The sequence below is a fragment of the Anaerophaga thermohalophila str. Valhall genome (assembly GCF_000250735.1).
GTDB lineage: Bacteria > Bacteroidota > Bacteroidia > Bacteroidales > Marinilabiliaceae > Anaerophaga > Anaerophaga thermohalophila_A.
Window position 1 is genome coordinate 1 of record NZ_AHZV01000206.1, and the last position, 24,227, is coordinate 24,227.

Below are 24,227 nucleotides of genomic sequence, written 5' to 3' on the forward strand. Positions count from 1 at the left end.
ATTACATAGCAAAATTGTCCTTTTTATTCCATAAACGACAATTACTTCTATAGTCTATTATATTGGAAAAATTCCAGCCATTCTCCTTTTTTAAAACAAAAACGAGTTCGGTCAAAATTTTTTACTTATCTCAAAGTTAATAATTTGATTTTAAAAAAATTATTTTTCAGTCAGAAGATAAAATCCCGGCAGAAAGAAAGTTTTGAGAACGAAGGGTTGTATCATCTCATTTTCCTGTTTCAATTATCGTTTCTGTTTGGCTTAGCAGGTGTTATATAGTGCCAGCAAGAAAACTCCTGTTTTTTTAGGTGTGCTTGATAAGAAAGCGTCAGGTACAAGGCGGGCGATGACTGAAAAACAGGAGTCCCGAGTGTGCTTTTTGTTGGTTTTTAGTTAAAAAACCTTACAAAAGCTACTTCGGGATGACTGTTTTGAAGGCAAGCCCAACGCAGCAATTGGCGTTTTCTTGCAAGCACTATATAGGGGAAAGTATAACCTTACGTTGATGTTGTCTTGCAAAGGCCATATAGTGCGTGTCTATAAACTCGCAAAAATTCTCACAATATGTGTGTCTGTTCAGAAAGTGCCGGTTGCAAGGCTTGCGAAGCCGCCAAAACCGGAGTTTACTTTTCGTAAATGAGTATTTTGGCGGCGAGTGTAATACAGCAAATGGTACTTTATGGACAGACACTATCTAATCATCATATTCCTTGCACAGAAACTCCTTTGATGTTAACTTTAACAGTGAACCCGGAAAATCAATATTTATCATGAAGGAAGTTCTGTTGTACGAAAAGCTGGGAGACAAAAAAGTCAAATGCAACCTTTGTGCGCATCATTGTAAAATAAACCCCGGCAAACAAGGAATTTGCAAGGTAAGGGAAAACATTGACGGTACACTGTACACAAAAGTTTACGGACGTACCATTGCCCGTCATATTGACCCCATCGAAAAAAAACCACTCTATCACTTTTATCCCGGTTCCAGTGCCTTTTCTATTGGCACACCCGGATGTAACTTCCATTGTGATTTTTGCCAGAACTGTGAAATATCGCAAGTCGTTAATGAGCAGATACTGGAAATGGGACATTCGGCCACGCCAGAAGAAATTGCAGAATCAGCACTTCAATCGGGGTGCAAAAGTATTGCATATACTTATACCGAACCTACCATCTTTTTTGAATACAGCTATGACATTGCCAGACTGGCACATAAAAAGGGCATAAAAAATGTGTATGTCTCCAATGGCTTCATGACGGCGGAAATGCTTGATATGATCGAACCATATCTGGATGCCATAAATATAGATTTGAAAGCCTTTAAGGACGAGACTTACCGGAAATTAATGGGCGGCCGCCTGGAGCCCGTGCTAAATTCGTTGCGAAAAGTGGCAAAAACTGATATCTGGCTCGAGGTTACCAGCCTTATTATTCCCGGAGTAAACGACAGTCCGCATGAACTGCACGAGATGGCGCACTTTGTGGCCGACGAACTGGGGACGGATGTCCCGTGGCACATTAGCCGGTTTTTTCCGGGTTATAAAATGAACGATGTGCCGCCAACCCCCATGAGCACTTTGCTTAAAGCAAAACAGGCAGGCGTTGAAGCAGGACTGAATTACATTTACCTGGGCAATGTTCCATCGGCTTCCGACCAAAACACTTATTGTCCGCGCTGCAATGCCTTATTGATTGAACGCATGGGATATAATATTTTGTCGTATAACATTGAAAACGGACAATGCCCTGAATGTAGAACGAAAATAGCGATAGTAGACTAACTCGTGTCTGTCCATAAAGTGCCATTTACTGTGTTACGCTCGTCCGAAAATGACTCATTAACGATGAGTAAACTCCCTGTTTTCGGACTTCGCAAGCCTTGTAAATGACACTTTCTGAACAGACACATGATAAGTAGGAAACTTTTCATACTTTATAGACAGGCACTAACTCATTTTCGCCGGGTTCCCAAAACACAACTTTCTTTATACTCGCGAACATTCCCATCAGGATCGAAAACCCTGGCCCAGATGATGTAAATTCCCGGTGAGGCTTGTGTGTGTTGATCTGTAATGCCATCCCAGGCGATTTCTCCCGAAACATTCAGGGTTTGATTATTGATGAGTTGTCTCACCTGTTGCCCGTCAGCATCATAAACAATAAACGTTCCTTTCTGGCCGGGTTTGTCGAAAGTATAAGAAATAATCAATTGATCGTCAACGCCATCGAGATCGGGAGTAAAAATTTCAGGTGACAGACTGAACAAGCGGTTAGTTTTCTGCTGCGTTTTTGCAACGAACTGTGAATTTTCCGCTGCAGGTGTTCCGTAACCGGCTGTTGAAGCAGCTGAATGCCACATCATCGGGTTATTGGAAGGGCCGTCGTAACTTGTCCGCTCCAAAGCAATGCCCCTGGTTTCAGACAACAAATCAAAGTGCATATCGGGCGAATAATCAAAACGATCGATGATTTCTCCGTTCAGATGAGTTAAAAATACCGTTCCGCCTTCGTTTACATAATTTGGAAGCTCCGGGAATTCTTTTAAATCATCCGGAGAAGTACAATCAAAATGGTTTTTTACCCATTCGGCATCATTGGTAAAACATAAATACTGACCCGGCAAAAACCAGCGAATCCTGTCCGAAAGCGGGAACAATGCTTCAGGCGTTTCATCATCAACGGCACGTGCAAGACAAATACTATCGAGCGACGCAATGTGAACAGACCGGTTGAATAACTCTACATAATCGCATCCTTCTGCAGGCGGATCAAATAGCAATTCATTAATTACTATATCAAAACTATCTATTCGTCCGGGAAGGCCGAACAAAAGAGACTCCTGTCCTGAATAAATGTTTCCGGCCAAATCGGTGATCCCCGTTGCAATGGTCAACTCTTCAACTGTATGAGGCGTCAGGCTGCGCTCAAATAAAATCTTCAGCTTATCACCAAAGACACTGTCACGTATTATTCCGTCTATATCTTCTTCCTTTAGTGAGAAATCGTTTCTCCCTGCATCAACAGAAGTATGGGTCAGTGGTTCGCCAAAATCGAGTACCAGTACAGAATCACTCTCCAGCCATGCATCGATGAGTTCCGGCGAAAAAATATCAGGATTAGGAGCAGCCACCGAATTTGGCATGCCCGGAGTGCCACCCTGATCATCAATGCTGTAAGCCCAGTTCATAATCTGTCCCGACAAATTTTCTGTATCAATTATCTCCATCGACCAGCCACCCTGTTGTTTAAAACTGCTTCCGTCAGGTAAAGCCGGAAAACGGAATGCTGCGACGACTTTGCCTGATGGATTTTTTAACACCAGTTCTCCACCGGAGTTGGTCAATGCATGCCACTTATCAAGTAAAAGAGCGTTCGCAAAGGATACTTCAGCGCTTCCGGTAAGGACAACATATTCATCCGGAAAAAGAAGATATTCGGGCAATCCGGATTGTTTCCCGTTAACATACAAGGTCATGTTTTTCAGATCGACAGGTAAATCAGAACGGTTATATAACTCCAGATATTCTGCATCAGGCAATAAGGCAGGCGGAGAGGGATCGTGCATAATCTCGGAGAACACAATATCATAAGGGGCAGCTTCGTGATAGTATAAAGAGTATGGGCCAACGGGGACCGTATCGCCATTGGGGAGTATCAAATTCTCCAAATAGCAGGTGATCTCCTCGGCATCAGGAAGATTTTCATTCAGTGTGAGCCGGTATACATCTTCTTCAAATTCGGTAATTTCATCCACCCGGATATCCGGGGCCTCAATTCTAAAATGATGGGGCTGTAGTAATCCGCCGGGAAACGAAAGGTTGAATTCTATAAAAACATCACGATAACTCCCGGCATAAAAACCGGTAACGCGAGGAGGAGAATAGGTAAAAGTCAGAGTAGTATCTTCCATACAGGCGCCGTTTACATCGCACCATCCGGAAATGATTATGTGCCCATCGTTGATGTCGGGCAAAGCATCCTTTAATTTTACAACTACGCCTGAAGAATCTTCTGAATAGCTGATCTCCTGCAACAGCGGGAACTCAAAGTCGATGCCTTTAAGCCCTGGCTGAGAGAAGGAGGCAGAAACAGCCTCGGAAAAAGAAATATTGAGCGTGTGACCATTCTCAATTTCCATATCCCGGATTACCGGAGGTATGGTGTCCATATATTCCCGGCCGGAGACCGTCATCGAACCGAAATAAAATTTGTCGCTCCGGGTTTTTGTATAATGACAGCAGAGACCAAAAAACTCGGACAAAAAAGCCAAACCGGCTATTTGCCTCCCCTTCCTTTTGCCAGCCATCGCCAGTGTTTACCTCCAGCACCCAGTGACCACCTTTAGCCCGGGTTACCCTGATATCCACATCAACTGTACTCACATTCAGCAAATCTTCAGTTCCTTCTATCAACAAGCGCTCTTCCCCACTCCGGCGTTCCCAAAGTGAAATATTATCGTTTGAAGTTCCGGCAACCAGATAAAAACCATTCTCAAAATCCGCTTCCCCGTCGGTAGCAAGATAAATCTGCAAATAGTTGGAAGAGGACGGGTTAAAATCCATCCTTACTGAAATCTCCCAGACAGCATCCTCAAAGGCAACCGAAGGATGATGAAGAAAAGCCTCGCCGGCTTCTTCCGGGGCGTTCAGCCTGAGCATTTGTTGTCCGGTGTCCCAGGTAAAAAGCGAAGTATCGCCACTCCAGGACTCTGGAAAATCGTCAAAAGAAAAAGAAAAAATATTTTCCGGAAGGAAAAATAAGAATACAAAGAACAGATTGTAGTAAAGATTTGGTTTCATTTGATTAGGGTTTATTACTTAAATGTTTTAATTTTGTGGCAATTGTAAAAATAGTAAGCCCGCTTTTGAAAAACTTTAATTAGTGTCTGTCCATAAAATGCCATTTACTGTGTTACGCTCGTCCGAAAATTACTCATTTACGAAAAGTAAACTCCGTATTTTCGGACTTCGCAAGCCTTGTAAATGACACTTTCTGAACAGACACATGACCAGACACAAGTTTTGCGTAATTTATAGACAAGCACTAATTAGTGTCTGTCCATAAAGTACCATTTGCTGTGTTACGCTTGCCGCCAAAATACTCATTTACGTGTAGTAAACTGCGTTTTTGACGGCTTCGCAAGCCTTGCAACCGGCACCTTCTGAACAGACACACAGATTGTGGAAATTTTTGCGAGTTTATAGACAAGCACTAATTAACCGACAACTGTGAAAGTTTAACAGAGTATTGTAAAGTAATATTTGTTGCGTTTGGCTTGCAAACGGCACTTTACGGACAGACACAAATTTTGATTGTCTGTAAACTCGCAAAAATTTTCACAACATATGTGTAACAAACCCGTTTTTGCAATTTATAAATATTTTCTCAAAGTAACACAAAATATATTCACATGAGAGTAGCTATAGTAGGAGCCAGCGGAGCAGTAGGACAGGAATTTTTAAACATCCTTGAGAAAAGGGATTTCCCCATGGATGAACTGGTATTGTTCGGGTCATCACGAAGCGCGGGGAAAAAGTATACTTTCAAAGGGAAAGAGCTGGTTGTTAAAGAACTTCAGCACAACGACGATTTTAAAGATATTGATATTGCACTCACCAGTGCCGGGGCAAGCACATCCAAAGAATTTGCAGAAACCATTACCAGGCATGGTACGGTAATGATTGATAACTCGAGTGCCTTTCGTCTGGATGATGATGTACCATTGGTTGTTCCGGAAGTTAATGCAACAGACTGTGCCAACAGGCCACGTAACATTATTGCCAATCCCAATTGTACAACCATCCAGATGGTGGTTGCCCTGAAAGCCATTGAGGACGTTTCTCACATCCGCCGGGTGCATGTTGCCACATATCAGGCTGCAAGCGGTGCAGGTGCTACCGGTATGGCAGAACTGGAAGAACAGTTTCGTCAGATTGTAAAAGGAGAAAAACCCACGGTACAGAAATTTGTACATCAGCTGGCAATGAATATCATTCCCCACGTCGATGTATTCACCGAAAACGGATACACCAAAGAAGAGATGAAGATGTTCAATGAGACCAGAAAAATAATGCATTCCGATGTTCAGGTGAGCGCTATGTGCGTACGCATTCCTATTCTCAGAGCCCACTCAGAAGCTATCTGGGTGGAAACAGAACGACCGGTCAGTGTGGAAGAAGCAAGAGAAGCCTTTAATAAAGCTACCGGCATAAAAGTCCTTGATGATCCCGATAATAATGAGTACCCGATGCCATTGTATCTGTCGGGTGAGGATGAAGTATACGTGGGACGTATTCGTGCCGATCTGGCCAATCCCAACGGCCTCACATTCTGGGCTGTGGCAGACCAGATACGAAAAGGGGCAGCGCTGAATGCCATCCAGATCGCTGAATATATGATTAAAGAAGGGCTGGTAAGATAACAGCTGCCTGCAGGCAGAAGCCACAGAGCAGAGAGCATGGAGCGTGGGGTAAAGAGTAAAGGTGATAAGGTGATAAGGTAAAGGGGCAGGAGGGTAAAATGGTGGAATGCTGAAAGATTCTTCCGTTTATGATCCTTCTCTCAAAACATATCCAACGGTCGGAATATTTTCAATTTTAATGACAGGGTCACTTTTCAGATACCGCCTGAGTTTACTGATGAATACATCGAGGCTGCGGCCGTGAAAATAGTCAACATCTCCCCACAGATGCATGAGGATTTCTTCGCGCTTTACCAGTTGATTTCTCCGCTCGCATAGCATACTAAGCACTTCGCATTCACGACGGGTGAGACGTTGAACTTCGCTCCCGTTTTTAGCAGCTGATGGTTAAAATCGAACGAAAAACGGCCCAGAAAGATAACAGAATCCTGTTCGCCGAAAGTTGAAGGGATATTAAGCCGTCGAGTTACCGCTCTGATACGCCATACCAGTTCGTCAGGATCGAAGGGTTTAACGAGATAATCATCGACACCCAGATCAAAAGCTTTCTGTTTATCCTCTTTGTGATCGCGCCTGGTAATAATAATAACAGGGATTCTTTTATCCCTTCTTCTTACCCGTTCGGTGAGTGTGAAACCATCAATTCCGGGAAGCATGAGATCGAAAATGCAGAAATTAAACCGGCCGTTACAAAACGCTTCAAAAGCCTGATCGCCATCGGAACAATGCATAGCATCATATCCGAAGGATTTAAGGTGCCTGGTGAGTTCTTTGCCCAGAGGGAAATCGTCCTCAACCAGCAGGATATTTAGTAAACCATAATCCATCAATTACTTAGTGCTCGTCTATAAACTCGCAAAAATTTTTATAATATGTGTGTCTGCTCAGAAAGTGTCATTTACAATGCCTGCCCCGATATCATCGGGGGGCTTGCGAAGTCCGAAAATACAGAGTCCCGAATGTGCTTTTTGTTGGTTTTTTGTTTAAAAAACCTTGCAAAATCTACTTAGGGATGAGTATTTTCGGACGAGTGTAACACAGTAAATGGCACTTTATATACAGCCACTACTTAAACAAGGGAATGAGGCTAAGGGTTTAATCCGGTGTGCTCAGGAACCCAGAATATGGAACATTTCTATAATATTTTCCTTTTGGGAATGGTCGCAATGAAATCCTTTAAATAGAAAGGTTCGAAATAGGCCACATCTTCAAATCTTTTGTTATTCCAGGCATCGTTGGCCAACGATGCCATATTGCGGGCGAGCGGTCCTTCATCAGCCGGGAAGATGGCATTGGGGTGTTTCAGAGCATCCTTGCATTTCCCAGCCCCATTACCGAAAAAGAATACTCTTCGCACATCCAGAATATCACGATAGCTGTTCTCGTCGATTATGTCGGCTGAAGTCTCTCTTTTTTGTTCCATATTTTGATCAAACATAGCGGTGTAAACTTCCATCCGGCGTGCATCAATCATCGGACAAAACCAACTCTCCCCTTCTTCAGATTCATCGGAATAACGCTTCACTACAGGCCAGGCAAGCACGGCGAGAGAAGGAATGGCAATCAAAGGTTTATCCATTGCGAAGCAAATGCCTTTTGCTGTTGATACACCTATTCGCAAGCCGGTATAAGAACCCGGTCCGCTGCTCACAGCCACTGCATCAATATCGCTTAGATCAAGAGGCACAGCAGAATCACCAAACAACTCCTCTATAAGCACTGTCAGCCTGTTGGCATGAGAGTTACCTTCATTGTCCTGTCGTGCTGCGATCACCTTCCCGTCATTTACCAGGGCCGCCGAACAAATCGAAGTAGAAGTTTCAATACAAAGTATATACGCCATCACATAAATTTTTCGCAAAAATAGCGAAACCATCTAAAGATAGAAACAGCGTTCCATCTTTTTGAAACAAAACGGCTAAATATTATTTTGAGGTGATAGTAAAGTTTTTCACGGAGAGGCAGAGGTTAAGGTTGAGGTTAGGAATAAACCATATAAGACATATAAGAACACAAAAGATAATATTGCATTATAGGGGACACAGATTAAACAGATTATTTTATAAAGGTTAAGGTTGAGGTTGAGGTTGAGGTTGCACCACAGATATCACAGATTATTTTATAAAGGCGAAGGTCAGAAGATAGAAGCAAGTAGAGACGCACGGCCGTGCGTCTCTCAAAGAATACACCATCGGCCCATTGTCTATTGAAAATAAAAGGAAATCCCTATACCGAGACTCCAAATATCTGTCATCCTGACGTAGTCGGTTCTTACGGCTTCGAGCAGGTACGCATCCAGGGCAGAAAATTCGAAATAAATGCCAATGCCCGATAAATGCTTATCTTTAATATGAAAATGCCATTCTCCTCCCCAAAACGGGGCAAGATGCATTTTGTTTTGGAAATAATATTTTTCAGGATAATGTGGTGGCAGTTTACGAAATGTATTTTTGGTATTTCCCCAGTTTATCAAAAGTCCAACCCGGGGCCAGAAATGCCCCAGCCAGGGCGACGACGTTAGATAAAAACTGTTTTTCAGTGAAATTGTATGAACAGAAACATTGCTCCCGCCCATACTTTCCGAAAGATAACCGTACATCAACGTAGGCTCATAAATATCCCATAGCCGGTAACCGGCTCCGACTGATATAAACCCAACACTTCCGGCATATTGTACTTTTACGTGAGAAGGGAAAAACCATCTGGGACGAATGAACAGGGTATCTTCTCCTATCATTTTCTGACGGGGTTCGTACAATCGCTCAAGAAATGCTCCTTTCGGGTAACTCCCCGAGGTTGGTATCTGGCCTTCTGCATTGGAAACAAAACATGCTGCCAGAAATATCATTGCTTCTCTTAAATGTCTCATTATTAAATGGGTTGACGGGTAACTTTCAAAGTGTCTTTTCTTATTTCAAGCAACACAATCTCACGGTCAGTGCTGTCCCCGGTAACTAAAAAAGGAACTTCACAACCATCTCTGTATCCGTGAAAAAAACTATGCGTATGTCCGTGAATTGACAAATCAACTTCATTGTCTTCCAGCAATTTACAGAAAACATATTGGTTCCCTATACTAAAAGAGGAATCCCATGGCTGGATATGAGCGAAAACAAAGACATAGTCCGGTCCCTTTTCCTGTTTTACATTACACGCATTATACAGCCATTCGAAGTCAGGATCCTGAACATTTTTTTCCCAGATGATGTCATCGAAGAAAACAAACCTGCAATTGTTATAGTCCAAAACAAAATTCGTTGGCCCGAACATTTCTGTATAAACATTTTCTCCGTTTGAAAGAAAATCATGATTCCCGATAATGGTAATCATGGGATGTTTCAATAAGGAAGAAATGTCGTGAAACCACAAAAACTCGCGATATATTCCACTCAATGTAATGTCTCCGTTGTGCACAACAAAATCGATACTGTCAATCCCGTTCAGATAATCAATCTGGTCGGCAAAATCATCGTAATAAGTATGGCTGTCACCAATAAGAGCGATGGTAAAGGGCTGAAACGAATCGCTGCTTTCCCCGGAAAGGCGTTCCACAGCTTTGATGTTAATATTGTCAGGAAGATTTCCGGCTCCGCTTTGGTAGGGGCTATATTCGATTAACCCGTCACATCCGAAAAGGAAAGGTACTATGGCTAATGTATACAGGAATATTCTCTTCATGACTTATACATCTTAAATACAAAATCTGATTTAATATATCCGGCCGCATTTCCACTATTAGAAATGGTTTGCCGATAAAAATTGAAAAATCCTGTGAGTTTAAAGACACGCACTAATTGAATAAATCAGGCTAAAACTCAAAACATTCTTGCATTTGATGAAGTAAAGTAAAAACAGGCAGACTCGAATCTCAAGCCATAACCGACATAACAACAAAAAAGAAAGATGAAACGACAAAACAGCGCGATGAACGAACGACTTACTTTTAACGAAGAATTACACTTGCAGAGTGTTTTGAGTCGGGTGGAAGTAATTCAGTCAGTAGTTGTTAGTCAGTAGTGGGATTTTCTGGTATTTACATACTCAAAGATTCGACAAAGTATCATGCTTTGAGCAGTTTGTGATTTCAGTCGGTAATGAGTGTCTGTCCATAAAGTACCATTTGCTGTGTTACGCTCGCCGCCAAAATACTGATTTACGAAAAGTAAACTCCGTTTTTGGCGGCTTCGCAAGCCTTGCAACCGGCACTTTCTGAACAGACACTCATATTGTGAAAATTCTTGCGAGTTTATAGACACGCACTAATTAGATATAAGTATCCGAAAGGCAGAAGAATGGAGCATGGGGCCTGGGGCTTGGAGCTTGGAGCAAAAAATCCTGCACAACGTATCAGGCTACCACAGGAAGCTTAAGCGAACAAAGTTATTTCGGCATCAAAAAGCGATCATGGAGAAACTCATTCTTCTTTTTCCTTAACGGGAATAGTAAAAAAGAAGTTTGATCCGTGTCCCGGCTCCGATTCAACCCATATTTTACCTCCCATCAGTTCAACAAGGCTCTTGCAAATGGAAAGGCCAAGACCTGTGCCTCCCTTATTTTTGGCCCCTACCTTCATGACCTGTCCAAAACGTTCAAATATTAATTCATGATGTTGGGGATCAATGCCTATTCCATTGTCTTTGACAAAAAACCGCACATAATCAGAGAGAGGCTCAAAACCGAAAGCAATTTTCCCGCCTGGAGGTGTATATTTAAATGCATTGCTGATAAGATTATTGAATATTTGTGTAATTTTTCCTCCGTCAACATAAAAAAAATACTCTTCGTCGGGTAAAAGACATCTCAATTCAACGGATTTTTCTTTTGCCTCCATCGTGAAGAAACGGGCAAGATCATTCATCAGCCTGTTTAAGTTGACACGGTTTGGTAAAACCGTAATCTGCCCGGTCTCGAGTTGTGAAATTTCAAGCACATCGTTTATGATCGAAAGTAATTGCTGACCGCTTTTCACAATAACATCAATACAATTCTGCCTGTCATTATCGCTAATATCATTGTTTCTGAGCAACTCTGAAAAACCCAAGATGCCATTCATTGGGGTACGTATCTCATGGCTCATATTGGCCAGAAAGGCCGATTTCAGGCGGTCACTCTTCTCAGCATGTTCTTTTGCTTCTATAAGTTCTTTTTCTACCTGGCGGGCATGAGTAACGTCACGCACAATGGTCATAAAACGGTTCTCATCGACATAGACCATGCGGGATTCATAAACCTCGTAAATACCTTTGTTGGATAATTCATACTCATAAGTTTCAATCCCCTTATGCCGGGCAACTTCATTTATCTTTTCATGGGTGAGGCGGGCAACTTCGGATGGTAAAACTTCGTCGACCGGCTGATCGAGAAAAACGTCCGGTGAAACATAAAGCGAATTAATACTTTCTGCATGATAATCCTTAATGACTCCTTTCCTGTCGAAAATGAAAATAATGTCGGGAATAACCGAGAGAAGGCCGGTTATCCTGGCCTGATTATGCTGAGCTACCTCCACGGCATCCCGCAAACTGTTTATCAGTTCTTTCTCCTGTGTGACATCGGTAAAGGTTCCAATTGCTTTATGGGGCTTTCCTTCCTTAAATATCATAATGCCACTGCCTCTGTAATACTTCACTTTGCCGCCTGTCGAATCAATTCTGAATTCGTCTTTCCATTCTTCCTTCCGGGGAAATCTGTTCTTCCAAAAGCGGGAAATACGCTCTCTGTCTTCGGCATGAATCAATACAATGAAGTCATCAAACGACCGGGGAGGCGCTTTAGCATTACCAATATAACCGGCTTTGCCAAACCAACTCATTTCATCAGTTTTCGGATCCCATTCAAAAATAATGTCATTGGCATGTGTCGCTACAATCCGGAACCGTTCTTCGCTTTCGCGGAGCATTTCTTCGGTTTTTTTACGGGCAGTAATGTCACGTCCTAATATTACAATGCCCTTCCTGTTTCCATGTTCATCAAAAACAGGAGTCTTTATCACGTCAAGTTTACGCTCGTCACCATTAGGCAAAGGAATGGTTTCTTCCACCATAACAGGCTCTTTCTTTTCCCAGGCCTCCATGTCCGATTCTTTGCATTTTCCGAACACCACAGACAGCTCCGGAACCATTTTCTTCAGTTGCTCCTCACTTTTAAAAAGGAAGTTTTTCCCCTTCAAGCGAAACAGCTCCTGAATGGCTTCATTCGCCTCCATCCACCTCCCTTTGGCATCTTTGAAACATATTATATCGGGCGTGGCATTTATTAGTACTCTCAACCGGTCTTTACTCTCCTTGAGATCATGAAGCGTCTGAATACGTTCAGTATTGTCCTGTACCACTCCGATAATTCCGGTAATTCTATTCGACGCATTGAGTATGGGGGCTGTTTTAAGCGTTACATTGACAGTTTTACCACTAAGGGTGGAAGTATAGGGGCCTTCATAAAGACCTTCTTCTCCAGACAATGGTGCTTTAATAGCAGGCAGAATGGAAGAATCAACGACATTTTTTATGTTAAAATTCAGCAGTTTCCCTAAAGGAACCGACAAAATGGAGGCAAACCGTTCATTAAAAGCTGTAATTTCAAGAGAGGTGTTATAAAAGAAGATTCCAACCGGAGAAAAATCAAACAAAAGCCTAAACCTGTCATTATCGCCAGATTCTCCAATTCTTTTTTCAAAAAAGTAGTTCTCGAACTGTTGTTCTATTATCTGCCGGGTTTGATCCATCAACAAAAGTTGCCGGCGATCCCAGTAATTATCCTCATTAGATAGCAAACAAAGGCGACAGGAGCCCGACAATGAGGCAGCCGACAGATTAATAAACCGGCCCGAAGAAAAAGGCGGAATATGTTTAGGGTCACTAAATTCCTGCCACCCGGAAACATCTTTCCCAAACTGATTTAAAGAATGCAATATGTCTGAGAGCATTTCCTCTGTTTCGGGTTTGCTTATATTTGGCGGGCAGGACCAGATGAAAGAAAAATCATTGCCGGTTTCTACCGTGAGCGCAGCATAAGACCCGGTAAAAACTGACAACATGTCCAATGTTTCCTGTGCTGTAGGGGGAAAGCCCTTAACATCCTGCATATCTCAAAGTTTGGGATTTGGGTTCTAAAAACTTTTTGAAAATAATAAAAAATCGGGATAAAGTCCATTCCAGATTAAAAAGCAATTTGAGCAATGCCCGGTTTATTTTGGCTAATGTCACTTAGTGTGCTTGCTATTACTCCACGGGAGATATCGACACAACTTTGCCCCGATGCCAATTCGGCACGAAAATTGAGGCACTTTATACCGCTTTTTGGTACCAAATCAAATTTATATCATTATGAAAAAAATATTCTTTTCGATTCTGGCAATTGCTGCACTGATTACATTCAATTCATGTAACGATGACGAGACGCCGTTCGATGCAGATGCTGATGTACTAGTTCTGACACGTTACTCCGAAACCGGGCCTCCCGAATTTGCTGCAGCTTATTTTGTTTATGCAAACAAATCGATGCAGGATGTCATGGTAATTACACCTGGCGGACAATAGGTGGAACTTGGAGCCGATGGCAATTATACCGCTACCTTTTTCAAAGAACCTGCCGACGAAGATTACACTTCCACACCACCAACTCCCGGCGAGTATAATTTCGACATCCTCACTGAGAAAAATAAAGAGGTGCTTATTTCAGATGTTCTCGAGAGTAATTACGTAATGCCCGTTGAAATAACAAGTTATGCCCTTGAAGACAATACACTTTCCATCGGATGGGAAGAAACTGCCAGTGCTGAGGCATACAGGGTACGCTTTATTCAAATGACCGACGATGGAGAAAACGTATATTTTGCAACAAATTTCATTGAGGGCGATACTTTGATAGTGGAAAATGCTACCAGCAACATTAATTATCAGGGTACTCCTCCACAACCGGGAGAAGACTATACCATTGAAGTGATGGCTTATAATTTCGAAGCAGACGCAGAAGCAGAATTATTCTATAATATTCAGTCTATAAGCACAGCACGAAGAACCATCACCTGGGAGTAAAGCCAGGCAGAGCAGTGTAATGGCGGCATACCGGAATCTGATAAAAATCCGGTGAGATAAAACCCTGTTACCGAATAACCCCAACTCTGGGGCAATGTTCTCAATAAATATCAGACGCCCGTGTCCTGTAATTAGTGTCTGTCCATAAAGTACCATTTTCTGTGTTACGCTCGCCGCCAAAATACTCATTTACGAAAAGTAAACTGCGTTTTTGGCGGCTTCGCAAGCCTTGCAACTGGCACTTTATGAACAGACACTCATATTGTGAAAATTTTTGAGAGTTTATAGACACGCACTAATTAATGTCTGTCCATATAGTGCCATTTACTTTGTTATGCTCGTCCGGAAATTACTCATTTACGATGAGTAAACTCCGTATTTTCGGACTTCGAAAGCCTTGCAACTGGCACTTTCTGAACAGACACAAATACTGTAAAAATTCTTTGCGAGTTTATAGACGAGCTCTAATTAAAATTCTTTTATGACAGGGCACGGGTTTGTTGTTTCGGGGAGACTGAACGTTGTAATACCTCTTATTTTTACTATTTTTGTGTCCGTTTTAAAACACAATAGTCAGTTAAAAAAAGCCTAAACGCAGAGACGCAATAACACAAGATTATGATTATGAGAGAATTGTGGTTTGTGCTATTAATTGTGTAAACAATTAATTACCAGGCATCCGTAAAAGTTTAACTGAGTATTGAAAACAATGACACTCAGATTAGGAAAAACATTATGGAAACTGTTGTAAGTGGTATTCGTCCAACCGGGAATCTTCATCTTGGTAATTATTTCGGAGCGGTTAAGAACTTCCTGAAGATGCAGGAAAACTATAATTGTTTCTTTTTTATTGCCGATTATCATTCACTAACGACTCATCCCCACCCGGCCGATTTACATGGAAATGTTCGTCAGGTACTATCCGAATACCTGGCTGCAGGGCTCGATCCGGAAAAAGCAACCATATACATTCAAAGTGATCTGCCCGAAGTAGCGGAGCTCACTCTTTTATTGAATATGAATGCGTACCTTGGCGAGTTGGAGCGCACAACTTCTTTCAAGGAAAAAGCCAGGAAGCAACCCGACAATGTCAATGCAGGACTGTTGACCTACCCGGTTCTTATGGCCGCCGATATTATTATCCATCAGGCTTCAAAAGTTCCCGTAGGGAAAGACCAGGAACAAAATCTTGAAATGACGCGTAAGTTTGCTAATCGTTTCAACCGAATCTATGAAGTTGATTATTTTACGATTCCCCAGCCTTTTAACTTTGGTGAATCACTGATTAAAATCCCCGGACTCGACGGTTCCGGAAAAATGGGAAAATCTGAAGGAAACGGTATCTTCCTGGCCGAGGAGCCGGAATCAATCAGAAAAAAAGTAATGAGAGCCGTTACCGACAGCGGCCCTTCAAAACCCAATTCGCCTGTTAGTGAGCCTGTTCAAAACCTCTTCACCATTATGGAAGTGGTTTCAAAACCAGAGGTTCTTGAACAGTTTAAAGACGATTATGCCAAATGCACCATCCGCTATGGTGATTTAAAAAAGAAGCTGGCCGAAGACATCATAAATTTCACCGCTCCCATAAGAGAAAAAATCAAAACCATTGCCAGTGATGATGCTTATTTGAGAAAAGTGGCCCGAAAAGGTCGTGAAAAAGCTCACGAAAGCGCCTCAAAAACGATACGGGAAGTACGTGAAATTATCGGGTTTAAGCCGTTTTAAAATCAAAACACGAGATTTTCATTCCGGCGGGACGAAACAGGGGAGTTTGTAAATCCGGAAAGCAACAAATTAACAGGCCGAAAAGAATTTTACCCAACCTCCAGAAACCGCTGTTTTATCAACTCATATTTTCGCGGATCGATGGGAATTTCAGTTATATGATCTTCCAGGAAAATACTCGATGAATTTTCATCCACACTTGTAATCTTACGAAGGTTGACCACATACAACGGATGGCACCTTATAAATCCATATTTCCAGAACATTTGTTCGTAACGTCGTAAAGGTTTCGGGACAAAAATATCTTTCCCCGAATCGATATGGATGATACATCCGCCGGCAACCGCCTCTCCATAAAGTATCGAAGAAAGAGGCACGGCCTGAGATGAGTCGACCGTTGGGAAAACCACCATTCGTGCCGTGGCCGGCAAATCGGAATTGGTCAGAAGAATTTCCATTTTTTTCTGATAATCACTCTCCTCAAGGGCATCACAGGCTTTATCAATAGCAAGAACCAGGTCGGAAATGTCGAACGGTTTCAGAACGTAACTTGCTGCAGAAAACCTTACCGCCTCGACAAGATAATCTTCATGTCCCGACAAGAACACTACTTTAAAGTCGAATAGTTCAATTTGCCGTAGCAGGTCAAATGCGGTTCCGTCGGGCAATCCAATGTCCAGTAAAACCAGGTCGGGACTCTTTGTTTTAATGGCATCGAGGGCATCAGCAACTGTATACACACTTTCAAGTAATTCGAAGTCAGGAAAATGTTGTAGCACCACTTGTCTGATGACCTTCTGCATGAGGGGTTCGTCTTCAACAACAAGTATTTTCTTCATTTTATGCTTTTTGGAAATATTTGATCACATTAGTACTTAGTGTCTGTCCATAAAGTACCACTTGCTGTGTTACGCGCGCCGCCAAAATCCTCATTTACGATTAGTAAACTCCGGTTTTGGCGGCTTCGCAAGCCTTGCAACTGGTACTTTCTGAACAGACACACATATTGTAAAAATTTTTGCGAGTTTATAGACAGTTAGTACTTAACCCAAAAAATTTTACTTCAAAAGACTTCTGACGAATTCACTTAAGACCATTGCGATACCTTTTGACGATGCTTCACCTCATGGGTTTTCGTGTTTCTGTCCATTTCAACAACCGGTATGATAATGCGTACCAGAGTTCCACGATCAAAAGGATTGATCTGTTTCTTATCCATGATTACCATATCCGTACCCCGACCAGAGTCTCTCCTCAGCATATCAAGGCGTTCGCGGGTTATCTTTATTGCCATTGATTCATGCCCTTTTTCCTTTTCACCAGCCTTTTTCGATGCTTCAATCCCTATTCCGTTGTCGCCAACCTCCACAACCATTTTCTCTCCTTCCTCCCTGCTAAATCTTACAGACACATATCCTTCGGTTCCGGATGGCCGGATACCGTGTTCAATAGCATTTTCTATAAATGGCTGAGTCAACATCGGAGGAACCATAACTTTTTCTTTATCAAGCGCCTCATCAATACTCAGGGAATAATCAAAAGCTTCAGAAAACCGTAATCTTTGTAATTCCAGGTAATACCCTAAAATTTCGGTCTCCTCCTTCAACGAGATATAATCGTGAGTAGAGCTGCGTAAAACATGACGCATCAATCTTGCAAAATCGGTAAGAAAACGTGACGATTTTTCAATATCATGCTCAAGTATATACACCTGAATTGCGCTGAGTGCATTAAAAATAAAATGCGGATTCATCTGGGAACGGAGCAGACGTTGTTGATGACGGACGTTCTTATAGCGGTTTCTTAACTGTGATTGCCGTATCAGCATAATTATAGCGAACGAAACGGCTACCACCAGGATAAGAACAATGGTCAGAAAAAACCGTTGGCGATCGAGTTTGGCCTGCTGCTGAAGCGTTTGCTTGTTTAACTCTTCAATGCGTTTACGTTGTCTCTCCGATTCGAAAATAGCCTCCTGTGTGGACAGATGATTGACATTCTTCTCATTAACAATACTGTCGTTGTAAGCTGAAGCCACCTTAAAATGTTTCAGAGCCCCCGCATAATCTCCCCTTATTTCACACAATTCCGAAAGCAATTTAGAAGCTTCTTCGATCTGAAACAGTGAACCGATATCAAGTGCCACAGTAAGACTCTTCTTTAAGTGTTGTTCAGCCAGGTCGAGTTCACCCGTCTGCAGGTAGGTCTCCCCTATTTTGGAATGACTGATGGCAACCTGCATTAAATCGCCCAGCTCCTCGTTAAGATGCAAAGCTTTCTCTAAATACTCAAGCGCTTTGTGGGGCCTGTCTTGTTCCAGATAGGCTGCACCTATGCTATTGAAACAAATGGATTGTCCTACTTTGCTGTCGATCTGATAATTGTAGTCAAGAGAAGTAAAAAAATGAGAAAGAGCGGAATCTACCTGTCCCAGCTTTAGCAAAGATTCTCCCAGGTTGTTATGATTAATGGCCAGACCCAGTTTATTATTCATCCTCTCTGCGAGATCGAGGGAGCGTTTAAAGTATTCAATTGAAGTTGCATAGCGGTCAAGGTTGTAATTGACATTCCCTATACTGTTAATGGCAGAACCGATCAACAGGGAATCTCCGGTCTCTTCGGCAAGCGAAAGTGCTTTAACATGCATTTCGAGAGCGGTTGGGTTATCATCTATACGCCGGTAAACAACTCCGAGCTGGTTATACACCTCCCCCAGGAGATGTTTGTCTCCGGTTTTTGTGGCCAGGTCAAGTGCTTTCTGATGAAACTCCATGGCCTTACCATACTGGGCTCTGTTACGATAGCGCTGTCCAGTCAGGTTATAGATTCGTGCCAGCTGATTAAGATTCTCATTTTTGCGGGCTATTTCTTCAGCTTCAGAAAGATAATTATCGGAGATGTCAACATGCAATCCCCCCTGGCCGTAAAGATTCCTGGAACGTTCGATTAACTGCTCTACAACAAGAGAATCTGTTCCCACGACGTCAGACATCACGTTCACCTCCGGATTCACCTTATCGTCGGGAGCATTCCGGCATGAAAAAAATTCAAAAAAAATAATAATCAGCAGCCCGGACCTTTTCTGCATAAGAATCAATCGTTGTTGTGATATGGTTTCCTTTTACGTTTCCTGGTGTGTGGATAAAAATTTCTCAATCTTTTTGCTTCTGGCAAGTTACATAAATTTTATGCCTGTTGCCCATTCATCATGCAGATTTTTTGATGAAGGGTTATCTTTGTATGCTAAAAATTCGTGTGGTGAAGATAGGAAATCTCGAACTCAGAAAGGAGCCTCTTCTTCTGGCTCCCATGGAAGACGTGACCGACAGAATGTTCAGGCAACTGTGCAAACGATATGGTGCAGACCTGATGTATACGGAATTTGTATCGGCCGATGCGCTCGTCAGAGAAGTGGATAAGACGTTGAAAAAAATGGAAATCAATGAGGAAGAACGTCCTGTAGGTATTCAGATATATGGAAAGGAGACCGGCGCTATGGTTGAAGCTGCCCGAATAGCAGAAGAGGCAGGGCCGGATCTAATTGACATCAACTATGGATGCCCCGTAAAAAAAATTGCTTCAAAAGGTGCGGGAGCCGGCATGTTACGCGATATTCCGAAAATGATCGAGATGACTCGTGCCATCGTAAAGGCAGTAAAAACACCGGTTACGGTAAAAACACGGCTGGGCTGGGACGAATCATCAAAAAATATTGTTGAGGTTGCCGAACAACTTCAGGACACCGGCATTCAGGCAATTACCATTCATGGCCGCACCCGGGCACAGATGTATTCAGGGGAAGCCGACTGGACACTCATCGGAGAAGTGAAAAACAACCCAAGGATGACCATTCCTGTTATCGGTAACGGGGATATTACAAATCCGTTAAAAGCAAAAAATTATCTTGACAAATATGGTGTCGACGCATTAATGATTGGCAGACCGGCCATAGGTCGCCCCTGGATATTCCGTGAGGTCAGACATTATCTCGATACAGGAGAGCTCCTGCCGGCACCCGCCATCCCCGAGCATGTTGAAATGATACGGGAGCAGGTCAACAAATCTGTGGAATGGCTGGGCGAAAGAAGAGGTATTTTGCATTCGCGACGTCACCTGGCCATTACATTCAAGGGGCTTGAACATTTTCGTCCTCTCAAGATAAAAATGCTGCGAACTGAGCGTATTGACGAACTGAATGCTATTCTTGATGAAATAGCAGAACGCTGGGCAGATCATTCTTCTCCCTGCTCGGAATAATAGCGCTGTACAATCACCCGAACGGGATACCATGCGGCCAGTAAACCTACCAACGAGACGCTAACGTATACAAGAAACATATCCGACCATTGCAATGCTACCGGATAGGCGTCAACAATAAACGCCCCTTCGCCGCTGAATTTCAACAAGCCGAAATGTTGCTGCAACCACACCAGAAAGGCACCCAGCAATACGCCAATCGTTACTCCGGCCAGGGATATCAACCATCCTTCTGTAAGAAATATTTTATTGATCAACGAACGATTGGCTCCCATACTTCGAAGTGTTCCTATGCTTTCTTTCTTTTCAAAAATGAGGAGCGACAAAGTCCCGATAACATTAAACAAGGCAATAACAAGGATGAAAAGAAGAATCAGATAAGCCATCAGTTTTTCGACCCGCATCAGTTTGTAAAAAGTAGCATGTTGTTCATGCCTGTCAAGTATGTTGAAATCTTCACCTAAAAGTTTCAACAACCGGGCTTTTACATCATCCGTTTCATATCCTTTTTTTAAAGAAATTCCCAGTGACGAAACTACATCGTCACCGTAATCAAACAGCCTGCGAGCCTGACCAATATTGACAATCATATACCTGGAGTCGTACTCAAGCTGACGCACTGCAAATATTCCGGCAGGATGAAGATACTCTTTATTAAACGACAGGTCGGGACGCATCATATTAATGCGGGCTGTTCGCCTGGGAGCATAAACAACCAACGGTTTTACGAAATTAAGGCGCAGTCCGAGTTGATCGGCCAGAACATAGCCGACAACGCTATAGTTCTGTCTTTCAAGTCGTAACTGATACTTTCCGTCAATAATAATGGTATCGATGCCCGAAACCTCAGCAAAATTTTCATCTACTCCCATAACAATGGCAGGTACCTGACGTTTGTCGAAACGCAAAAGCGCTTGGTCTTCAAGGATATGAGAAACAACCGCCACGCCTTCTGTTTCATAAATTTCCTGTGACGGAATTGAATCAAGCGAAAAAACTTTGCCCCGTGCCGGTTGGATTTTCAGCTCCGGATCAAATGAACCGTATAAAGAACCTATCAATCCGTGGAGGCCGTTAAAAACCGACAAAACTACAATAAGTGCCAATGAGCCCACCAAAACACCCGACACCGATATCATCGAGATGACATTAATGACATTCTGCGACTTTTTGGCGAACAAATATCTTATTGCTATGCGAAGAGCCAGTTTCATCAGTATAAAATCAGTCTAAGTTATTGGTCTGATGGAACTCGCATGATTGGGGTTTATACATGTTCTCTTGTGACAAACCTTGTCATGCTCGTTTCATCTTACATCTTAACCTCTAAAAATCTAATGATCTATATATGGCAATCTTTGTCATCACCGCTTCACTTTTCTTTCTCGGGTTTAAATGCTTTCACCAGCAAACCGGTTCCGGCGGAATGTTGTTTCTGCGTATCAAGATAGTTCAAAACACAGCAGAAAGGCCACACAATCAGATAATAAAAGGGAAGAAGTATGAAGAACAGTTTACTCTTATTAAGCATCATTATCGGATATTTCATGGACCATTTCCAGGCAATATGGCCCGGCTTCCCATAGGTATAACGGACATCAATTCCTGAAAAACCTGCATCCGAAAGTTTAAGAGTTATATCTTCTATACTGTATCCGTCTCTGACGTGTTCATCAATAAAACCGGTAACCTCATCACCATGTTCATGCGAATCAGATCCCCCCTTATCAGATGGCGTGGAAATAAGCAGCATGCCTCCGGGAAGAAGACTTTCATAAAAATTACGGAACACCTTTCGATCGTCTTCAATATGTTCCATGACATCCACCGAAAGTATCAGGTCGTATGTTGTTGCTTCAGAAAATTGTGTTAAATCGGCCTTAATGAAATTAACGCGTCCGCCTTTACCAATAATTTTGAAGGACCGGTTGCAGTCTTCCACCTGCTCTTCTTTTACATCGACGCCCGTAATGCGAAAATCATCTCCCAGTCTCGACATAGACCAACTGTATTGTCCAAAACCTGAGCCGGCATCAAGAATATCTGCCACTGCGCCATGTTGTGCTGCCCATTTCCGTAGCTCTCTTCGTATGTACCACGAGCGCAACAACAACAGATTCAACAATCGGTAAAACAACAGACGAAAAGCCGGTGTTACGTTAAATACACGGCCCAGCGACCGTTTAATGGGATCGTACTGCATGTTATCAAAAACTTATTTATGGGTAATTCACTCATTCAGAAGTCTGTCGATGTTATCGATATAATCCAGGCTGTCGTCGATGTAAAATTCCAGTTCGGGAATCACGCGCAACTGTTTTCCGACCCTCTTCCCAAGCGCATAGCGTATTCGTGAAGTATGTTGGGTAATATTATTAAACACTTCTTCTTTTTTGTCGCCAGGGAAAATACTCAGATAGATACGGGCAATCCCTAAATCGGAAGTCACCCGGACAACAGTTACCGTTACCATAGCTCCCTGAACCAGCTCCTTTACCTCGCGCTGAAACATCTCGCTCATGTCTTTTTGTATAAGACGTCCAATCTTTTTCTGTCGGGTAGAATCCATATCTCGTTTAATTTTAATGCCCGAAGTTAGCCAAAATTATACAAAAAACTTTCCAGCTCATTTACCATTGTGTTCATATCAAACAGGCGGCGAACGGTGTCTGTCCCATTTTCGCCGGTATTCCTGAGTCGGTCAGCAGGAAGAGATAAAATCTGGGTTAATCTTTTAGCAACTGCGGATGCATCCCTCTCTACCAGGAAGCCATTATCTCCATCCGCAACAAATTCACCCGCTCCTCCGGCATCTGTTGTTAGCACCGGAACACCACAACTCATGGCCTCGAGCAAAGCATTGGAAATCCCCTCTTTTTCCGACAGCAAACAAAACAATCGGGCTTTTGAAAGAAATTCCTCTGGCCGGCAAAACCCTTCAAAATGAACAACCGTCTCAAGATGTCTGCGCCTGACAAGTTCCTTCAATTTTTTTTCCTCACGTCCCGTCCCTATAATGTGTATACGAATTTTGGCCTTCAGAGAAGCAGGAAGCAGGGAAACAGCTTTGATTAAAAGATGATGTCCCTTCCTTCGGGTTAGCATTCCCACCGAGACAATCCGAAAAACACCGGTATCGTCTAATCCATGATTGATGCAGGGAAAATCGGGCATCCCATTATATATAACCTTCACAGGATGAGCCCTCATCCAGGAATATTGATACAACCGCTCTTTTGTCCGCTTTGCATTAACAACAATCCCGTCGTTCAGACACTTATAGACAATTCTGTGCCACAAAGGGATTCTCATCTTCCGCGTGATGCCGAGCCGCAAAATATGCTTTGTTCCGGTCCTCTTTGCTGCAATGCCGGCAAGAAAATATTCTTTCTTCTTGGTTGATAATACAACATCTATATTGTTTTCTGACAGGATGTTTGCAATTATTCTGCTGGTCTTAAAATCAAAAACAGACCGGAATGGTGCCCGGAATGAAGGAATGTTGTCACCCAAACGGTTTTGTAACTCAGGCATTCTTCCCATAAAAAATACCTGATGCCTCTTTTTTAATCCTTGCATGGCGAGAGCGACCCACTTTTCGTTGCCACCCCATACTTTTGCCGAGCATATAAATAAAATACGCATAAGATGCATTTTATCCGCAAAACTAACAAAAGTATCATTCAGGTTGTCCATCTTTTTTTGTATATTGCCTGATAGCTATAATTGGTTAAAAATGAAACGAGCATGTAGCTTTGATTTCTCCATCGGCTCCACCGCTTTGTTTACAA

Annotated in this window: 20 protein-coding genes; 6 read left to right on the top strand and 14 right to left on the bottom strand. The window is 42.6% G+C overall.

The window, feature by feature from the left end; translation table 11 throughout:
- The first annotated feature begins 770 nt into the window (after window positions 1–770).
- Entirely contained in the window at window positions 771–1,781 is a 1,011-nt protein-coding gene (gene amrS, locus OQ5_RS0110870; protein WP_026055241.1) for an AmmeMemoRadiSam system radical SAM enzyme, read from the top strand.
- 170 nt (window positions 1,782–1,951) lie between these two features.
- Here the strand turns inward: amrS and OQ5_RS20885 are convergent, their stop codons facing one another.
- Both OQ5_RS20885 and OQ5_RS24620 read right to left on the bottom strand, forming a co-directional pair.
- The gene (locus OQ5_RS20885; protein ID WP_255297498.1) at window positions 1,952–4,168 is read right to left on the bottom strand and encodes a lamin tail domain-containing protein; all 2,217 of its coding nucleotides are present in this window, start codon (window positions 4,166–4,168) and stop codon (window positions 1,952–1,954) included.
- Entirely contained in the window at window positions 4,128–4,799 is a 672-nt protein-coding gene (locus OQ5_RS24620) for a hypothetical protein (protein WP_082179577.1), read from the bottom strand. The genes OQ5_RS20885 and OQ5_RS24620 overlap by 41 nt, the downstream gene beginning before the upstream one ends.
- 611 nt (window positions 4,800–5,410) lie before the next feature.
- Here OQ5_RS24620 and OQ5_RS0110880 point away from each other — a divergent pair.
- On the top strand, window positions 5,411–6,421 hold the full coding sequence (locus tag OQ5_RS0110880; protein ID WP_016777523.1) for an aspartate-semialdehyde dehydrogenase: 1,011 nt from the start codon (window positions 5,411–5,413) through the stop codon (window positions 6,419–6,421).
- Between the two features lie 126 nt (window positions 6,422–6,547).
- Here the strand turns inward: OQ5_RS0110880 and OQ5_RS24625 are convergent, their stop codons facing one another.
- The 6 genes from OQ5_RS24625 to OQ5_RS0110910 form a co-directional block, all read right to left on the bottom strand.
- Window positions 6,548–6,742: a helix-turn-helix domain-containing protein gene (locus OQ5_RS24625; protein WP_255297499.1), complete on the bottom strand. Its 195-nt coding sequence runs from the start codon at window positions 6,740–6,742 to the stop codon at window positions 6,548–6,550.
- Window positions 6,712–7,248, bottom strand: a complete 537-nt coding sequence (locus OQ5_RS20890; RefSeq protein ID WP_255297500.1) for a response regulator transcription factor — start codon at window positions 7,246–7,248, stop codon at window positions 6,712–6,714. Before OQ5_RS20890 ends, OQ5_RS24625 begins: the two co-directional genes overlap by 31 nt.
- 308 nt (window positions 7,249–7,556) lie before the next feature.
- A complete protein-coding gene (gene tsaB, locus OQ5_RS0110890) occupies window positions 7,557–8,264 on the bottom strand; it encodes a tRNA (adenosine(37)-N6)-threonylcarbamoyltransferase complex dimerization subunit type 1 TsaB (RefSeq protein WP_026055242.1) in 708 nt (235 codons plus the stop codon).
- Between the two features lie 360 nt (window positions 8,265–8,624).
- Window positions 8,625–9,290, bottom strand: coding sequence for a hypothetical protein (locus tag OQ5_RS0110895; protein WP_016777526.1), 666 nt, complete (start codon window positions 9,288–9,290; stop codon window positions 8,625–8,627).
- Between the two features lie 2 nt (window positions 9,291–9,292).
- A complete protein-coding gene (locus tag OQ5_RS0110900) occupies window positions 9,293–10,099 on the bottom strand; it encodes a metallophosphoesterase family protein (protein ID WP_016777527.1) in 807 nt (268 codons plus the stop codon).
- Between the two features lie 736 nt (window positions 10,100–10,835).
- A complete protein-coding gene (locus OQ5_RS0110910; protein ID WP_016777528.1) occupies window positions 10,836–13,502 on the bottom strand; it encodes a sensor histidine kinase in 2,667 nt (888 codons plus the stop codon).
- A gap of 241 nt (window positions 13,503–13,743) precedes the next feature.
- Between OQ5_RS0110910 and OQ5_RS0110915 the strand changes: the two genes are divergently transcribed.
- From OQ5_RS0110915 to trpS, 3 genes are all read left to right on the top strand, one after another.
- Window positions 13,744–13,956 (top strand): hypothetical protein, encoded by a 213-nt coding sequence (locus OQ5_RS0110915; protein ID WP_016777529.1) that lies wholly within the window; start codon window positions 13,744–13,746, stop codon window positions 13,954–13,956.
- Window positions 13,957–14,454 carry a hypothetical protein gene (locus tag OQ5_RS0110920; protein WP_016777530.1) on the top strand — a complete coding sequence of 166 codons (498 nt, stop codon included), beginning with the start codon at window positions 13,957–13,959 and terminating at the stop codon, window positions 14,452–14,454.
- A gap of 735 nt (window positions 14,455–15,189) precedes the next feature.
- The gene (trpS, locus tag OQ5_RS0110925) at window positions 15,190–16,179 is read left to right on the top strand and encodes a tryptophan--tRNA ligase (protein WP_016777531.1); all 990 of its coding nucleotides are present in this window, start codon (window positions 15,190–15,192) and stop codon (window positions 16,177–16,179) included.
- Between the two features lie 89 nt (window positions 16,180–16,268).
- Here trpS and OQ5_RS0110930 read toward each other — a convergent pair whose 3' ends face one another.
- Together OQ5_RS0110930 and OQ5_RS0110935 are read right to left on the bottom strand one after the other, a co-directional pair.
- Window positions 16,269–17,018, bottom strand: a complete 750-nt coding sequence (locus OQ5_RS0110930; protein ID WP_016777532.1) for a LytR/AlgR family response regulator transcription factor — start codon at window positions 17,016–17,018, stop codon at window positions 16,269–16,271.
- Window positions 17,019–17,266: 248 nt separating this feature from the next.
- Window positions 17,267–19,267: a tetratricopeptide repeat protein gene (locus tag OQ5_RS0110935; protein ID WP_016777533.1), complete on the bottom strand. Its 2,001-nt coding sequence runs from the start codon at window positions 19,265–19,267 to the stop codon at window positions 17,267–17,269.
- A 170-nt stretch (window positions 19,268–19,437) separates the two neighbouring features.
- Here OQ5_RS0110935 and dusB point away from each other — a divergent pair, with 170 nt between their 5' ends.
- Window positions 19,438–20,436 (top strand): tRNA dihydrouridine synthase DusB, encoded by a 999-nt coding sequence (gene dusB, locus OQ5_RS0110940; protein WP_016777534.1) that lies wholly within the window; start codon window positions 19,438–19,440, stop codon window positions 20,434–20,436.
- Here dusB and OQ5_RS0110945 read toward each other — a convergent pair.
- The 4 genes from OQ5_RS0110945 to OQ5_RS0110960 form a co-directional block, all read right to left on the bottom strand.
- Window positions 20,412–21,650, bottom strand: coding sequence for an ABC transporter permease (locus OQ5_RS0110945; protein WP_026055243.1), 1,239 nt, complete (start codon window positions 21,648–21,650; stop codon window positions 20,412–20,414). The genes dusB and OQ5_RS0110945 overlap by 25 nt on opposite strands.
- A gap of 158 nt (window positions 21,651–21,808) precedes the next feature.
- Entirely contained in the window at window positions 21,809–22,639 is an 831-nt protein-coding gene (locus tag OQ5_RS0110950; RefSeq protein ID WP_016777536.1) for a class I SAM-dependent methyltransferase, read from the bottom strand.
- Between the two features lie 27 nt (window positions 22,640–22,666).
- Window positions 22,667–23,005 carry a 30S ribosome-binding factor RbfA gene (rbfA, locus tag OQ5_RS0110955; RefSeq protein WP_016777537.1) on the bottom strand — a complete coding sequence of 113 codons (339 nt, stop codon included), beginning with the start codon at window positions 23,003–23,005 and terminating at the stop codon, window positions 22,667–22,669.
- Window positions 23,006–23,031: 26 nt separating this feature from the next.
- Window positions 23,032–24,132 carry a glycosyltransferase gene (locus OQ5_RS0110960; protein WP_016777538.1) on the bottom strand — a complete coding sequence of 367 codons (1,101 nt, stop codon included), beginning with the start codon at window positions 24,130–24,132 and terminating at the stop codon, window positions 23,032–23,034.
- Window positions 24,133–24,227: the final 95 nt, after the last annotated feature.

Bases quoted from the DNA above. Each gene is read 5' to 3' on its own strand.
- tsaB (WP_026055242.1), bottom strand. From the start codon at position 8,264: ATGGCGTATATACTTTGTATTGAAACTTCTACTTCGATTTGTTCGGCG.
- OQ5_RS0110910 (WP_016777528.1), bottom strand. From the start codon at position 13,502: ATGCAGGATGTTAAGGGCTTTCCCCCTACAGCACAGGAAACATTGGAC.
- OQ5_RS0110895 (WP_016777526.1), bottom strand. From the start codon at position 9,290: ATGAGACATTTAAGAGAAGCAATGATATTTCTGGCAGCATGTTTTGTT.
- OQ5_RS24620 (WP_082179577.1), bottom strand. From the start codon at position 4,799: ATGAAACCAAATCTTTACTACAATCTGTTCTTTGTATTCTTATTTTTC.
- OQ5_RS0110960 (WP_016777538.1), bottom strand. From the start codon at position 24,132: ATGGACAACCTGAATGATACTTTTGTTAGTTTTGCGGATAAAATGCAT.
- rbfA (WP_016777537.1), bottom strand. From the start codon at position 23,005: ATGGATTCTACCCGACAGAAAAAGATTGGACGTCTTATACAAAAAGAC.
- OQ5_RS20885 (WP_255297498.1), bottom strand. From the start codon at position 4,168: ATGGACACCATACCTCCGGTAATCCGGGATATGGAAATTGAGAATGGT.
- OQ5_RS20890 (WP_255297500.1), bottom strand. From the start codon at position 7,248: ATGGATTATGGTTTACTAAATATCCTGCTGGTTGAGGACGATTTCCCT.
- OQ5_RS0110880 (WP_016777523.1), top strand. From the start codon at position 5,411: ATGAGAGTAGCTATAGTAGGAGCCAGCGGAGCAGTAGGACAGGAATTT.
- OQ5_RS24625 (WP_255297499.1), bottom strand. From the start codon at position 6,742: ATGCTATGCGAGCGGAGAAATCAACTGGTAAAGCGCGAAGAAATCCTC.
- OQ5_RS0110915 (WP_016777529.1), top strand. From the start codon at position 13,744: ATGAAAAAAATATTCTTTTCGATTCTGGCAATTGCTGCACTGATTACA.
- trpS (WP_016777531.1), top strand. From the start codon at position 15,190: ATGGAAACTGTTGTAAGTGGTATTCGTCCAACCGGGAATCTTCATCTT.
- OQ5_RS0110945 (WP_026055243.1), bottom strand. From the start codon at position 21,650: ATGAAACTGGCTCTTCGCATAGCAATAAGATATTTGTTCGCCAAAAAG.
- OQ5_RS0110935 (WP_016777533.1), bottom strand. From the start codon at position 19,267: ATGCAGAAAAGGTCCGGGCTGCTGATTATTATTTTTTTTGAATTTTTT.
- OQ5_RS0110900 (WP_016777527.1), bottom strand. From the start codon at position 10,099: ATGAAGAGAATATTCCTGTATACATTAGCCATAGTACCTTTCCTTTTC.
- OQ5_RS0110950 (WP_016777536.1), bottom strand. From the start codon at position 22,639: ATGCAGTACGATCCCATTAAACGGTCGCTGGGCCGTGTATTTAACGTA.
- OQ5_RS0110930 (WP_016777532.1), bottom strand. From the start codon at position 17,018: ATGAAGAAAATACTTGTTGTTGAAGACGAACCCCTCATGCAGAAGGTC.
- amrS (WP_026055241.1), top strand. From the start codon at position 771: ATGAAGGAAGTTCTGTTGTACGAAAAGCTGGGAGACAAAAAAGTCAAA.